Origin of the sequence: Streptomyces sp. NPDC032198, assembly GCF_040636975.1 — a bacterium.
GTDB lineage: Bacteria > Actinomycetota > Actinomycetes > Streptomycetales > Streptomycetaceae > Streptomyces.
This window is the reverse complement of sequence record NZ_JBEZVL010000008.1, coordinates 142,591-155,247: the sequence shown is the minus strand read 5'-3', so window position 1 is coordinate 155,247 and position 12,657 is coordinate 142,591. Positions and strand designations below refer to the sequence as shown.

The 12,657-nt window shown below is 69.1% G+C and carries 13 protein-coding genes; 4 read left to right on the top strand and 9 right to left on the bottom strand.

Annotated features, from left to right (window positions below):
• Positions 1-34: 34 nt before the first annotated feature.
• The gene (locus AB0E78_RS22335; protein WP_361835079.1) at positions 35-922 is read right to left on the bottom strand and encodes an aldo/keto reductase; all 888 of its coding nucleotides are present in this window, start codon (positions 920-922) and stop codon (positions 35-37) included.
• A 12-nt stretch (positions 923-934) separates the two neighbouring features.
• Positions 935-1,897, bottom strand: coding sequence for an NAD-dependent epimerase/dehydratase family protein (locus AB0E78_RS22330; protein ID WP_361835076.1), 963 nt, complete (start codon positions 1,895-1,897; stop codon positions 935-937).
• Between the two features lie 71 nt (positions 1,898-1,968).
• Here AB0E78_RS22330 and AB0E78_RS22325 point away from each other — a divergent pair, with 71 nt between their 5' ends.
• The 4 genes from AB0E78_RS22325 to AB0E78_RS22310 all read left to right on the top strand — a co-directional run bounded on the left by AB0E78_RS22325 (position 1,969) and on the right by AB0E78_RS22310 (position 6,004).
• The gene (locus AB0E78_RS22325) at positions 1,969-2,877 is read left to right on the top strand and encodes a LysR family transcriptional regulator (protein ID WP_361835073.1); all 909 of its coding nucleotides are present in this window, start codon (positions 1,969-1,971) and stop codon (positions 2,875-2,877) included.
• A gap of 226 nt (positions 2,878-3,103) precedes the next feature.
• Positions 3,104-3,568 (top strand): STAS domain-containing protein, encoded by a 465-nt coding sequence (locus tag AB0E78_RS22320; protein WP_361835071.1) that lies wholly within the window; start codon positions 3,104-3,106, stop codon positions 3,566-3,568.
• Between the two features lie 216 nt (positions 3,569-3,784).
• Positions 3,785-5,140, top strand: a complete 1,356-nt coding sequence (gene gdhA, locus AB0E78_RS22315; protein WP_361835069.1) for an NADP-specific glutamate dehydrogenase — start codon at positions 3,785-3,787, stop codon at positions 5,138-5,140.
• 258 nt (positions 5,141-5,398) lie between these two features.
• Positions 5,399-6,004: a sugar O-acetyltransferase gene (locus AB0E78_RS22310; RefSeq protein WP_361835066.1), complete on the top strand. Its 606-nt coding sequence runs from the start codon at positions 5,399-5,401 to the stop codon at positions 6,002-6,004.
• A gap of 31 nt (positions 6,005-6,035) precedes the next feature.
• Here AB0E78_RS22310 and AB0E78_RS22305 read toward each other — a convergent pair whose 3' ends face one another.
• The 7 genes from AB0E78_RS22305 to AB0E78_RS22275 form a co-directional block, all read right to left on the bottom strand.
• The gene (locus tag AB0E78_RS22305; protein WP_361835063.1) at positions 6,036-7,076 is read right to left on the bottom strand and encodes an MASE1 domain-containing protein; all 1,041 of its coding nucleotides are present in this window, start codon (positions 7,074-7,076) and stop codon (positions 6,036-6,038) included.
• 87 nt (positions 7,077-7,163) lie between these two features.
• The gene (locus AB0E78_RS22300) at positions 7,164-7,991 is read right to left on the bottom strand and encodes a PP2C family protein-serine/threonine phosphatase (protein ID WP_361835061.1); all 828 of its coding nucleotides are present in this window, start codon (positions 7,989-7,991) and stop codon (positions 7,164-7,166) included.
• Between the two features lie 191 nt (positions 7,992-8,182).
• Positions 8,183-8,866, bottom strand: a complete 684-nt coding sequence (locus AB0E78_RS22295) for an alpha/beta hydrolase (RefSeq protein ID WP_361835058.1) — start codon at positions 8,864-8,866, stop codon at positions 8,183-8,185.
• 172 nt (positions 8,867-9,038) lie between these two features.
• Positions 9,039-9,920 carry a hypothetical protein gene (locus tag AB0E78_RS22290; RefSeq protein ID WP_361835055.1) on the bottom strand — a complete coding sequence of 294 codons (882 nt, stop codon included), beginning with the start codon at positions 9,918-9,920 and terminating at the stop codon, positions 9,039-9,041.
• 158 nt (positions 9,921-10,078) lie between these two features.
• A complete protein-coding gene (locus AB0E78_RS22285; protein WP_361835053.1) occupies positions 10,079-11,047 on the bottom strand; it encodes a DUF3500 domain-containing protein in 969 nt (322 codons plus the stop codon).
• A gap of 177 nt (positions 11,048-11,224) precedes the next feature.
• Positions 11,225-11,698, bottom strand: coding sequence for a DUF6086 family protein (locus tag AB0E78_RS22280; protein ID WP_361835050.1), 474 nt, complete (start codon positions 11,696-11,698; stop codon positions 11,225-11,227).
• Positions 11,699-11,781: 83 nt separating this feature from the next.
• Positions 11,782-12,504, bottom strand: a complete 723-nt coding sequence (locus AB0E78_RS22275) for a peptidoglycan-binding protein (protein ID WP_361835878.1) — start codon at positions 12,502-12,504, stop codon at positions 11,782-11,784.
• Positions 12,505-12,657: the final 153 nt, after the last annotated feature.

The window sequence follows — 12,657 nt, the reverse complement described above, 5'->3', positions numbered from 1 at the left end:
CCGCGGATTCGCTGGAGCGCGCCCCCCGCACCACTCAGCTGGGCAATGCGGCGGAGTCCAACTGCGTCTGCTCCTCCTCGCTCAGCTTGAGATCGGCTGCCTTGGCGGAGTCCTGGATCGATGCCGGCCGGCTGGCTCCCGGTACGGGGATCACTGCCGGGGAGCGGTTCAGCAGCCAGGCCAGGGCGATCTGTTGTGGGCTCACGCCGCGCTCAGCTGCGATGCTGTGGAAGGCGGTGTCCGCGGCCCGCCGGCCGGAGGGGCCGTCCAGGGAGCTTCGGGAGATGCCGCCCAGCGGGCTCCAGGGCAGGAACGCCAGCCCCAGTTGCGTGCTCAGCCGCAGCTCGGGTTCGCTGTCGCGAACCGCGGGTGAGTACTGGTTCTGTACGGAGACGAGGCCATCGCCGAGGATTGCGTGGGCCTCGCGGATCTGGCCCGTGGTGACGTTGGAGATCCCGGCGGAACGGATGGTGCCCGCGTCGAGCAGATCGCGTAGCGCGCCGACGGAATCCGCCCAGGGCACGGTCGGGTCCGGCTTGTGGAGTTGGTACAGGCCGATGGCCTCCACACCCAGGCGCTTGAGGGAAGCCTCGGCTGCGTGCTTGAGGTGGGCGGGGGTGGCGGTGACGGTCCAGCTGCCGTCGCCGGGGCGGCCGCGTCCGCCCTTGGTGGCGACGAGCAGGCGAGAGGTGTCGCCGCCGTAGCGGGCCAGGGCGCGGGCGATGAGGAGTTCGTTGTGGCCGGCTTCATCGGCGTGCCAGTGGTAGCTGTCGGCGGTGTCGATGAGCGTGACCCCGGCGTCCAGGGCCGCGTGGAGGGTGGCCATCGCCCGCGCTTCGTCCGGGCGGTGCTCGATGGACAGCGGCATGGCGCCCAGGCCCACGGCGCTCACGGAGGTGTCTCCGATGGTGCGGTACTGCATGGTGGCTGCTCCTCAGGTGGCGGGGATTTCGAAGGTGTCGAGGGCTTCGGTGACGGCGCCGGGGAGCCAGTCGGAGGTGTGGGAGGGGGCGAAGCCCAGCTTCTTCGCGCGGGAGTTGCTCATTGCGTAGTGGCGGTCGAAGGAGAACGGCGATGCCGGCTCCCCCTCGGCGACACGGCGGTATACGGGCTCCCGGCCGATCTGTGCGGCGATCAGAGCGCTCAGGCCGCGGGCGTCGAGCGGGCCGTCGGAGCAGGCGTTGAGCGGACCGGTGAAGTCGCTGGCCGTGGCCGCCCATGCCAGCAGCTCCGCCAGCTCCGCGTAGTGGATGAAGACCGTGGGCAGCGCCTCGGCGTGGACCCTGATCTGCTCGCCGTGGGTGATGTGCTCGATGTAGTGCGCCAGCCGGCCGGTGAACTCCTGGGAGCCGCCGCCGAGGACGTGGGCACTGCGTATGGCGGCGAAGTCGAATCCCTGGTGTTGGTGGTCGAGTACGTGGTGTTGCGTGAAGACGGCCTCCGCCTGGCGCTTGCCCTCGGCGTAATGCGCCTCCAGGTAGGCCGCGTTGTGCCAGGGCAGGTCCATCCGCACCAGCCACGTGGCCGGGTCGACCGTTCCCTCCGGCACCGGTGTCCCCAGCGGGACGGCGGGAAGTGCGGCGGTCGCCGGATCGTAGACCTCGATCGTGGAGGTCATGACGTAACGCCGGGTGCGACCGCTGAAGGCGCGGGCCGCGATCGCGGCCTGCACCGGGGTGTAGCAGACCTGATCCACGACCACGTCGAAGCTGCGGGAGCCCAACGCGGCGATCAGGGCTGCCTCGTCGTCGCGGTCGACGACGAGGTGTTCGACCCCGGCCGGCGGCGGCGTGGAGCCGCGATTGATCACAGTGACCTGGTGGCCGGCCGCCTGCAGGCGCTGTACCAGGAGCTTGCCGAAGTAGCGGCTTCCGCCGATGACGCAGATCTTTTGCATGCCCCCCAGCCTGAACATCTAGAGTCGGCAGCAGAAGTACCCACTTACTGGATACGTGTTAAGGAAAACTGTTGATTGATGTCCAGCGGCTCCGTGTGCTGCGGACCGTGGCGGAGCACGGCAGCTTCAACCGGGCGGCAGCGGCCCTCCACCTCACCCCCTCGGCTGTCTCGCAGCACATCGCCGCACTCGAGCGCAGCCTCGGCGCCCAGGTCGTCGCGCGCAGCACCCGCGGAGTCACCCTCACCCCGGCCGGGCGGATCATGGTCGGGGCCGCCGAATCGGTCGCCGCGGAGCTCGTGCACGCCAAGCAGCAGGTCGACCAGCTCGGCAGTGGTCTCACCCAGCTCACCATCGCCACCTTCACCAGCGGAGGCAGGCTCCTGCTCCCCGGCGCGCTCGCTCGCCTCACCGCCGCCCATCCCGACGCCGTGGTCCATGTCAGGGAGGCCGAGCCCGAACACAGCCTGCCGCTGGTCCGCCAAGGCGCAGTGGACCTCGCCCTCGCCTACCACTTCGACGGCCCGCTGCCCGGTCAGCTCGGCCCGAGCTCCAGCCTGGCGTGGACGGCGCTCATGGAAGACCCCCTGCATGTCGTCCTGCCCGACACCCACCCGCTGGCCGGCCGCGATTCACTCGACATCGCCGAACTGGCCCCCGAGCCATGGGTACTTGGCTGCCTGAAGACCGAGGCGTACCTGCGCCGCTACGCCGAGCGTGCCGGCTTCGAGCCGGACGTACGCAGCACGACGACCGACTACTTCTTCGCCCGCTCGCTCGTCGCCGCGGGCCTGGGGATCTCGCTGATCCCCTCCATCGCACAGAGCCCGCAGGTCGCGGGCGTGCGCACTGTCCCGATCGCGCCGCCAACTCCGGTACGGCACATCGGCGTTGCCACCATTCTCCGCCGCGATCATCCCCAGGTCATGACACTGGTTCAGGCCCTCCAGGGACAAGTGGCAGCGCTGGACAAGACCTGACCCGCACAGCCGATCTAGCCCTGTTCATATGTACGCGGCTGAGGGCCTCCCCATTCGTCCGTACGTGGCCGAGGAGGTCCCTGCATGCACGCCGGCAACGTCCGGCGTGTTCATCCGTGTACGCGGGGTACCGGATGCGCCGGTGCGCCGTCACTTCACCTACTCCACCCTGCTGGGAACAGGGGTGTCCGTGCGCATCCAGGCGCACGTATGACAAGGTCGTGAAATGTTTCCCAACGACAACAGTTTTGAACTCTCCCCACACGAACGGGTCGCCGTGGTCGCACTGCGCCACGAGATCGACCTCCAGGACGCGGACGCCGTCACCGAAGCCTTCCACCGCGTCCGCACCCACAGCGAGACCGACGCCACCTTGCTCGATCTCTCCATGCTCACCTTCGCGGACAGCACCCTGCTCGGTCTGATCCTCCAGGCGCGCATCGACCACGAGCAGGCACAACGCCCCTTCGTCCTGGCCGGGCCCCTCCACAGCGCCGTCCAACGCCTGCTCGAACTCACCGGCGTCACCGACTTCCTGCCCCTGGCGGACACCCGCGAACAGGGGATGCAGAAACTCCGCACGCTCCTCGACGCCCGGGACGGCTCCGTGCTTCCTCACCAGCCCCCTGGCAGGCAGCCGGCTACGGACCCGGCGTCACGTCCGGTGCCACCGTCGGCGTCGGCGTCCTGACATGGACCACCACGTGCCTGCCGTGATCCTGGTCTCGCATGGTGGTCGAACCCTGGACTCGGGTGCTGGTCAGTATGTTTACATGCGCGTAACGCTTGAGTGTCCCGCGCACGGCAACGGCGCCGAGCGCCCCGACCGGGCCGTTCCGGAGTGCGCCGCCAATGCGCCGCGCACCGTGACGGATCCCCGGTGTCAGCCGTGCCAGAAAGGGCTCCCTTGACCACGCGATCCGAGACGAAGACCACGCTCGCGCAGTTGCTCACCGAGATCGAGGACCGCAACCCGGCCCAGCCGGAGTTCCTCCAGGCCGTTCACGAGGTCCTGGAGACGCTGGCGCCGGTCATCGCGGCCCGCCCCGAGTACGCCGAACCCGGACTGATCGAGCGGCTGTGCGAGCCGGAGCGGCAGGTCATGTTCCGGGTGCCGTGGCAGGACGACCGGGGGCGCGTCCACGTCAACCGCGGTTTCCGGGTGGAGTTCAACAGCGCGCTGGGCCCGTACAAGGGCGGCCTGCGCTTCCACCCCTCGGTCAACCTCGGCGTCATCAAGTTCCTTGGCTTCGAACAGATCTTCAAGAACGCGCTGACCGGGCTCGGCATCGGCGGCGGCAAGGGCGGCAGCGACTTCCAGCCCCACGGCCGCAGCGACGCGGAGGTCATGCGTTTCTGCCAGTCGTTCATGACGGAGCTGTACCGGCACATCGGCGAGCACACGGACGTGCCCGCGGGTGACATCGGCGTCGGCGGCCGGGAGATCGGCTACCTCTTCGGCCAGTACCGGCGCATCACCAACCGCTGGGAGTCCGTCCTCACCGGCAAGGGCCAGGGCTGGGGCGGCTCACTGATCCGCCCGGAGGCCACCGGATACGGCAACGTCCTCTTCGCGGCGGCGATGCTGCGCCAGCGCGGCGAGGACCTCGAAGGCCGTACAGCGGTCGTCTCCGGCTCCGGCAACGTCGCCATCTACACCATCGAGAAGCTGGCCGCCCTCGGCGCCAACGCCGTGACCTGCTCGGATTCATCCGGCTACGTGGTCGACGAGAAGGGCATCGACCTCGAGCTGCTCAAGCAGATCAAGGAGGTCGAGCGCGGCCGGGTCGACACGTACGCCGAACGCCGGGGCGCCTCGGCCCGCTTCGTGCCGGGCGGGCGCGTCTGGGAGGTCCCGGCCGACATCGCGCTGCCGTCGGCCACCCAGAACGAACTGAACGGCAACGACGCCGCCACGCTGATCGGCAACGGTGTGAAGGTGGTGTCGGAGGGCGCCAACATGCCCACGACCCCCGAGGCGGTCGACCTGTTCCAGCAGGCGGGGGTCGCGTTCGGGCCCGGCAAGGCGGCCAACGCGGGCGGCGTCGCGGTCAGTGCCCTGGAGATGGCCCAGAACCACGCCCGTACGTCGTGGACGGCGGACCGCGTCGAGGAGGAACTGACGCACATCATGAACGACATCCACACCACCTGCCACGAGACCGCCGAGCGCTACGGCGCCCCCGGCGACTACGTGACAGGCGCGAACATCGCGGGCTTCGAGCGGGTGGCGGACGCGATGCTGGCCCAGGGCGTCATCTGAACCGAATCACCGACCGCGGCGTGATGACAGGGCCGTAGCACGACCCCGCTCACCATCACACCGCAGACCCGGACGCCACCGCTGAGGCCCGGGGCGCGGCACCAGCCCGCGCCCCGGGCCTCTGCATGTCTCCAACTCGGGGCGAGGGGTGTGCGGTGCACCTAGGCTCTGGACGCGTGCCGTCGAGGGGCGGTGCGCCGGACCTGTGCCCGAGGGGCTGCCTGTGCCCCAGCGGCTGAACGAAGGGGCTTACCCGCTGTGACGCAACCGCACGAGGAAGAAGTCCTGGCGCGGATCGCCAAGGGGCTTGTCTACACCGAATCGGAAGCAGCCTTCCAGGGCCCTCGGCGCCGCACCGAGCAGATCTTCGAGTACAACCACACGCCACCCGGCGAAACGGAGAAGCGTCGAACGCTGCTCGTCGCGATTTTCGGCTCGGTCGGTGAACGCACGGTGCTGCTGCCGCCGTTCCATGCCGGGTTCGGCAGCAACGTGCACATCGGCGACGACTTCTTCGGGAACGTGAACCTCACGTTCGTCGACGATGTGGACATCCGCATAGGCGACGACGTCATGATCGCGCCCGGCGTGACACTGACCACGACGGGTCACCCGGTGCATCCCTCGCGGCGTGCTGACTTCGGACGGTTCTCGGAACCGATCGTGATCGAGGACAAGGTGTGGATCGGTGCCAACGCCGTCGTCCTGCCCGGCGTGCGCATCGGGTACGGGTCGGTCATCGGCGCCGGAAGCGTCGTCAGCCGCAGCATTCCCCCGATGACCGTGGCGGTCGGAACCCCTTGCCAGGTGGTCCGCGCCATCACGGACGAGGACCTCACCACACGTACCGCCGAGCATGGGTAACACTGGTGGGGCCCTCCTTCTCGTACGTCTGCTACGTCTCCCGGAGGCGGTCCGTCGCCGGCGTCGTCCTCTCGTCGGCTTGAGGGTCGGCGGCGTGCCTGGGGGACAGTTCGGGCGGGGTCTCCCCCGCGGCCAGGTGCTCCAGTACCTCCGCGAGCTCCCGGCAGGCACTCTGCACCGACCGTCGGGTGGCGCGCTGTTCGGCGACCATGGCGGACAGCAAGAGCGCCGTCAGCGCGGTGGCACCGTTGAACGCCTGAAGTTTGGTCATGACCTCGATGGCCGACAGATGGAGGAAGGCGCCCTGCTGCGTGTTCGCCGCGAGGGTGGTCAGCACCGACGCGAACAGCGCGCACAACATGCTCCCGGCCAGTTGAAAGCGCAACGCCACCCAGATGAGCAGGGGGAAGACGAGGAAGAGCAGGCTCAATTCGCTGACCACGGCCAGAGGTACGACGATCACGGCCGCGAGGCCCAGGAACAGCATCTCCTTCCAGCGCCTCAGCCGCAGGGGGCCAGTGGCGCCCACCAGTACGAGCAGGAGCGGAGTGACGAGCAGGACGCCCATCGCATCGCCCACCCACCAGGCCAGCCAGACCGACCAGAACTCCCCCCTCGCCAGTCCACCCGTCAGCACCTGCAGCCCGACCCCCGCCGTGGCACTGATCAGCATGGCGCCGAGCCCGCCGAGGAAGACCAGGGCGAGACCGTCCCGCAGACGTGAGATGCCGACCCGGAAACCGACCCGGCGCAGCATCAGATAAGCGCAGACCGGGGCGAGGGTGTTGCCCGCCACGGTGACGAGTGTGGGGAGCTGCGGAGTGGTGAGGGAGGCGATGACGAGGAAGGAGCCGACGGCGATCCCGGGCCAGACCGACATGCCGTAGACGAGCAGCGCGGCGACGGCGAGGCCGGTGGGCGGCCAAATGGGTGTGACGATGACTCCCTCGACCGTCAGCCGGCCCAGCAGGCCCAGACGCCCGGCCACGTAATAGCAGGCGGCCACGGCCAGTGTCTTGAGCACTACCTCCAAGGACAGCCGGAACCGACGAGTCACCAACACAGCAGCCATCAGACACCGAGCGGGCCACTTCGGCCATGCGAGGGCCTCCGTCCGCGCCTCCGTCGGCCCCTCTCGGGCTCGGGCGCGCGGTGGGCATCACCCCAGCGCGCCGCCGTCGTGGCCGACGACGAGGACGGCGGCGTCGTCCTCGTGCCCCACCGTGTCCGCCAGCCGCATCACACCGCTCACGAGAGTGTTGATGCCAAGACCGGCAGCGGTGGTGATCTCGGCGAGCCGCATCACCCGGCTCAGGCCTTCGTCGAGGCTCAGCGACGGCCCCTCCACCACTCCGTCGGTCAGCAGCACGACGACACCATCCGTGGTGAGCCGGTGGCACACCACGGGGTACTCGGCGCCTTCGAGCACGCCGAGCGGGGGGCCGCACTCTCCTTCGTCGACACCGGAGCGGCCGTCGGCCGTGGCCCAGATGTGGGGGATGTGGCCGGCCCGAGCGCACTCCAGGACGCCAGTGGCCGGATCGAGCCGAAGAAAAGTACACGTCGCGAAGAGGTCCTCGCCCAGGGAGACCAGGAGATCGTTGGTACGAGCGAGCAGCTCCCCCGGGTCGCCCGTGACGGAGGCCAGCGCACGCAGGCCCACCCGGACCTGCCCCATGAACGCCGCGGCCTTGATGTTGTGCCCCTGTACGTCTCCGATGGACAGCCCGATACGGCCGTCCGGCATGGTGAAGGCGTCGTACCAGTCTCCGCCCACGTTGAGCCCGTGATTGGCGGGCATATAGCCCACGGCCAGCCTGACGCCCGGAGGGTGCGGAAGATCATGAGGCAGCATGCCGCGCTGCAGGGCCACCGCCAGCTCGACCCGGGAGCGCTGCATCTCCGCGAGCTCCCGTGCCCGGGCAGTCAGCGCCCCGAGCCTGGCAAGCAGCTCGTCACCGTCGTCCGCCGCCTGCGAACGGAACATTGGTCGCCCCGGTTCCGCGAGAGCACCTCGCGTCAGTTCAGCTCTCTTCCGCCACGTGCACCACTGGCATGACCTCGCGATCAACTTTGCCCTCAGATGACGGCGATCGCACCCTGGATGCCCGGGACGCCCCAGCGGTCCGGCAACTGGAACCTCGACGCCGCAGGTGACGGCAGTCGTACCCCACGACGTCAGCTCTTGGCTGCACCAGCAACGATGTCAGCGAGCTCCATAGGGTGGCTGAGCGCGACGCAGTGGCTCGCGGCGATCTCGTCCGGGACCACTCCAAGACGTTCCAGCGCGAGCCGGCGCAGGAAACCGGGCGGAAAGAAGCGGTCCTGGGTGCACAGCACGAACCTGGTCGGCACAGTCGGCCACGCATCGAGCGGCCACGGCTGGGCTGACGCCGCCGACGACGGGTGAGCCCGCTCCCTGCTCATCGCCTCCGCGGCAAGCACGCGGGGCACGTCGTGGTAGAACCCCACGTAAGGATCGTCGCTGCCCGTGAGCCCGCCGTCCCGGGCGGCCTGGCTTCGCACAGCCTCGGTGTAGCCGGTGTTGCTCCACCACTGGTCCGGTGACTCTCCGGGCGCCGGGACCATCCCGGCGACCAGGATCAGCTCCTCGACCCGACGTCGGGCCGCGACCAGGGGCGCGGTGAACGCACCGAACGACTGACCCACGACCACAAGATCGTGGCGATCACCGACTGCCTCGACCACGGCGTCGGCATAGTCGTCCAGCGTCAGTGAGTCATCGTCGCCCGGAAGATCGGGAGCCACCACGTCGTGCCCACGCGCCCGAAGCTCCGCCTCGACCAGATGCCAGTACCACCCGACGTCACCGGCACCGTGGACCAATACGAACGTAGTCATTGCAAGGCTCCGCTTCTCGGCACGATCACCGGCCGACGACAACTCGAAAGGCCGCCACCGTCAGAGCGCCTTACCCATTGCTCCGTACACGCGGCGAATCACCGCGCTCGGATCGGCCTCCCCACGCAACGTATCCCCACAGCCTCTCGTACGCGCCCACGCCTCTGGATATTCAGGCCTTCTGCTCGCCCTGCTTGATGGCCTTGCTCGTCATGTCCACCGTGTCGCCGGCCTCAGGTGCCTTCACGGTGACGTCGGTGCCGAAGTCGCTGAAGTTCATCACGACCTTCGCTTCGATCTTCTCGGCGGACGTCTTTGATGTGCCGCCTCCGGCCTTCCCCGGCATCGACATCTCGAGCTGCTGGCGCCTCATCAGGCCCTTGCCGTCGATCCACAGGTCCATCGGGACCGTGTCGCCGAGCTGCTGACGGAGCTTCTTCTGCTGCTCGGGGCTGCCCTTGGCCAGCTTCTTCACATCGACCGCGACCCGGTAGTGCGTGGTCTTCACGCCGCCGACCTGCTCTTGTCCGACCTTCTTCACGTCTTTCTCGGACAGCGACTTGGAGTAGGCGAACGAGTCCGCGGGATCACTGACCTGGCTTCCACCCGACCCTCCCGCGGCCTGCAGCCGCTCAAGGTCGATCTTCATCCATGCCTTGCCTCCAGGCAGTCCCCCGCTTCCCTTCGGGGGCTTCTGGTACAGCACCTTGTCCACGATCCGCTGCTCGATCCGCTGGCCGTCCTGCCCCAGCTCGATCCGACTCGTACCGTCCCCGAAGTCCATCACGCCCGAGCCTTTGATGGTTTCGCTGCGGCCGCCGGAAGTGGCCGTCGTCTCCAGCTTCACCTGGGCCGAACCTGCTTTGGACGTCTTGGCGTTCGTCGCCCGGACCACCTGCGTCGCAGACTGCCGGTTGTCCTCACTCCCCGACCGCGCCGCCTGATCGCCATCGCCCTCGTCACCGGAACCGCAGCCCGTCAACGCGGTGGCCCCCAGCAGACCGGCCGAGCCGAGCAGGGCCAGACGGAACGTGCGGGACTTTGCGCTGATCATCAAATCCACCCCTCAATACGTGCACTGAGTCTGTGTCAGGTCAGCGCCCCAAGTGCCCCATACATGACACCCCACGCATGCAGCCGATCTTTCTACGCTCCCTGCAGTAGACACAGCACAGGGACGTAGTAAAGGTCCAGTAGCCGAACAGGCGTCGTTTACCTGTGCTGTTGCGTGTAATGCGCGCGCAGCAGGTCGGTGCCCCAGTCATGGCGCATGTGCCGCCAGACCGAGTGGGCGTGATTGCCGTTGTCCTGGGTGTTGTCGTACTCGATGAGGAAGTCCGGGGCGCGAACGCAGTAGTAGTGCCGGTCACCTGGCGCGCGACCACCGGCCCAGGCGAACGTGAGGGCATCCAGCCCCTGTGCCACGGTGTCCGACCAGCACTCCCGCGCGTACGCAGCGGGCGCGCGGTCCAGGTAGCGGCGCACCAAGCGCTCGAGCAACTGCTGTTGGCCGGGCGTCATGTCGCCATGGGCCAGGCCCGTCGGCAGCAGGTCCGGATCGGCGAATGGGTCGTCGCGGGTCAAGATGTCGTCCGGCGGGGCAGCGGCGAAGACAGCTTTGCCCCGCTGACCGTCGTCCAGGTCCGTGACCAGGTGCCGCGCCAGATCCTCCTCCGGCCCCAGCAGTCGGCGGCCGGCCTGCGGCCCGTCCGCGATGCGCGCCGGTTCCGCCCCGATGAAGTGCGGCGTCACCCGGATGCCCGCCGCCGTGATCAGTACGTGTACGGCAAGGTGATGGCCGTTCATCCGCCAGCCCCACGGCCCGCCGCCCTCAAGGTCACCCAACAAGCGAACCCAGTAGCGGTCGGCACCCGTGCCGCCGGCCGCGGCGCGGCGGTACCGCTCCACTTCGATCGCCCCGCGAGCCAGCTCCGCGCCCGCCACGCTGTGGGCCGCGGCCAGCACGGCATCGACCGCCTCGCGCTGGCGAGCGTCGAGGCCTTCAGTGGGCAGCCCCGGGCGTGAGCCCGGCAGGTACGTCCACTCCCGCAGCTCGGGAGCGTCCAGGTGGGCGGGCCCCGCGCGCAGCACGCGTACCTGCTCCGGCTCCAGCACGCTCAGCAGCGCGCCCACCGCGTCCCGCATTCCCGCGGCCGCCGCCTCCCACCGATACCCGTCCACCACGCCTCCTCCGCCACGGCGCCGGATTCGGCGCACCCGCAAGGCGATGTCGTTCCCTGGGATCCATGGTGCGCCATCCGGCGACGACACGACACCGGATCCCGGCCCTGCGCCGCACTCACCTCGACCTCGTCGACCTGGCTCAGGTCTATGGGCTATGAGCTACGGGCGATGGGCTCAGCGAGGCATCCAGCTGTCCACCTGCCGCGCCCGGGCGTCGAGAGCGTCGGGCGTGCCGAGCGCGTCGGTGACGGAGTCGTCCGACGTGGTCCGGGGAGTGCCTGCGACCTGCAAGTCGCGCTGGACTCCCTCAGGCACCCGGCAGGCCCCAGCACTCCGTTCGGGCATCTCGACCTCGATTCCTGCGCGCCGCGCAAGTGCGAGTGCCGTCGCCACGAATCCTTCGGAGAGTGTGAGGATCACGGAGTGGCCCACCCGACAGTGCCAGGCGACCAGGCCGCGCGCGAACTCCTCGTAGGCGACCGGGTCGACCTCAAGTGTGTCCGGATCGCCCCAGTTCTTGCCCTGGCCGATTCCCGAGGGCAGCCCGAGTTCCGCCTCGAAGACCTGGACGTGCCGGAGGAAGAGGCGGCCCGCCCCGTTCGACGGGTTCCACAAGGTCTCGTCGCCGACATCGAAGTACATGCTCATCGTCGATCCCCCTGCTCGGCAGCCTCGGCACAGCGTAGAACGTCGTGTCGCGGTCATGCGCGGCCGGCGGGATGCGGCCACAGTCACATGGCCGCGGTCGTGACGGCGGTGCGGGTGCCCGGGCCGTAGACGCCGAGCGGTTCGGGGATGTCGCGCGCCTGTTGCATGCGTGCGACCGCGGCTGCGACGTCGTGGCTGTAGTAGCCGTCCACGGGGCCCGTGTAGAGCCGTAGTTGGCCCAGCTGCTCCTGCAACTGCCGTACTGAGCTGCCCGTGCTGCCCAAACGCAGCACGCTCGGTGCGCTGTTGGCCGCCGGCGCCGATCGGGCAGGCGGGGCGTCGGCGTTCGCCGGGGACCTCGGGTGTGGTCCGGGCTTGCTCGGCGGGGCGAGCGCGGAGGGTTCCTTGTCGGGTGCGGGCGGAGACACATGACGGGGAGCGTCCGGTTGCTCCGCGGGCGGCGCGGCATGCGGGCTGCCGGGAGCGGGCTCGTGGGGCTGGGCCACGAGCGCGGCGGTCAGGACGAGCAGGGCTGCGGAGGCGTAGCCGTAGGAAAGCGGGGGGATGCCTCTCCTACGTCTGATCGCGCCGTGGCGAGGGAGGGCGCGGAGGCGAGGCTGCCGATGTGTGGAGGCGGCTGCGCGATGGCGCCCCTTGCCCTCTCGGTCAGGAGCTCGGCCAGGAGTGGGCGCTCCGCTCGATGGCGCGGCGTACGTGGGCCCGTCCGCCGGGCGTGACACCCCGAACGCCTTGCGCGGGCGTAGATCTGATGTGCGCGTCAGGTAGGAGGAAAGCGCTGGGTACATGGACGGGTCTGGGGCGGTTGCTTGGAAACTCACACGACCGAACGTAAGCGTCCACTTGCCGCTGATCCCCCGCTGTCGGCCCCAGAGCGTGATCCTTAAGGCTGCGTTGATGATCGACTCAGGACCGGATAAGTCTGCCCGGCCAGTGACCAC

What these genes read in the sequence shown, in the direction of transcription:
- AB0E78_RS22330 (WP_361835076.1), bottom strand. Translation starts at nt 1,897, where the DNA reads ATGCAAAAGATCTGCGTCATCGGCGGAAGCCGCTACTTCGGCAAGCTC.
- AB0E78_RS22295 (WP_361835058.1), bottom strand. Translation starts at nt 8,866, where the DNA reads ATGACTACGTTCGTATTGGTCCACGGTGCCGGTGACGTCGGGTGGTAC.
- AB0E78_RS22335 (WP_361835079.1), bottom strand. Translation starts at nt 922, where the DNA reads ATGCAGTACCGCACCATCGGAGACACCTCCGTGAGCGCCGTGGGCCTG.
- AB0E78_RS22280 (WP_361835050.1), bottom strand. Translation starts at nt 11,698, where the DNA reads ATGAGCATGTACTTCGATGTCGGCGACGAGACCTTGTGGAACCCGTCG.
- AB0E78_RS22275 (WP_361835878.1), bottom strand. Translation starts at nt 12,504, where the DNA reads ATGTACCCAGCGCTTTCCTCCTACCTGACGCGCACATCAGATCTACGC.
- AB0E78_RS22320 (WP_361835071.1), top strand. Translation starts at nt 3,104, where the DNA reads ATGTTTCCCAACGACAACAGTTTTGAACTCTCCCCACACGAACGGGTC.
- AB0E78_RS22300 (WP_361835061.1), bottom strand. Translation starts at nt 7,991, where the DNA reads ATGTTCCGTTCGCAGGCGGCGGACGACGGTGACGAGCTGCTTGCCAGG.
- AB0E78_RS22290 (WP_361835055.1), bottom strand. Translation starts at nt 9,920, where the DNA reads ATGATCAGCGCAAAGTCCCGCACGTTCCGTCTGGCCCTGCTCGGCTCG.
- AB0E78_RS22305 (WP_361835063.1), bottom strand. Translation starts at nt 7,076, where the DNA reads ATGGCTGCTGTGTTGGTGACTCGTCGGTTCCGGCTGTCCTTGGAGGTA.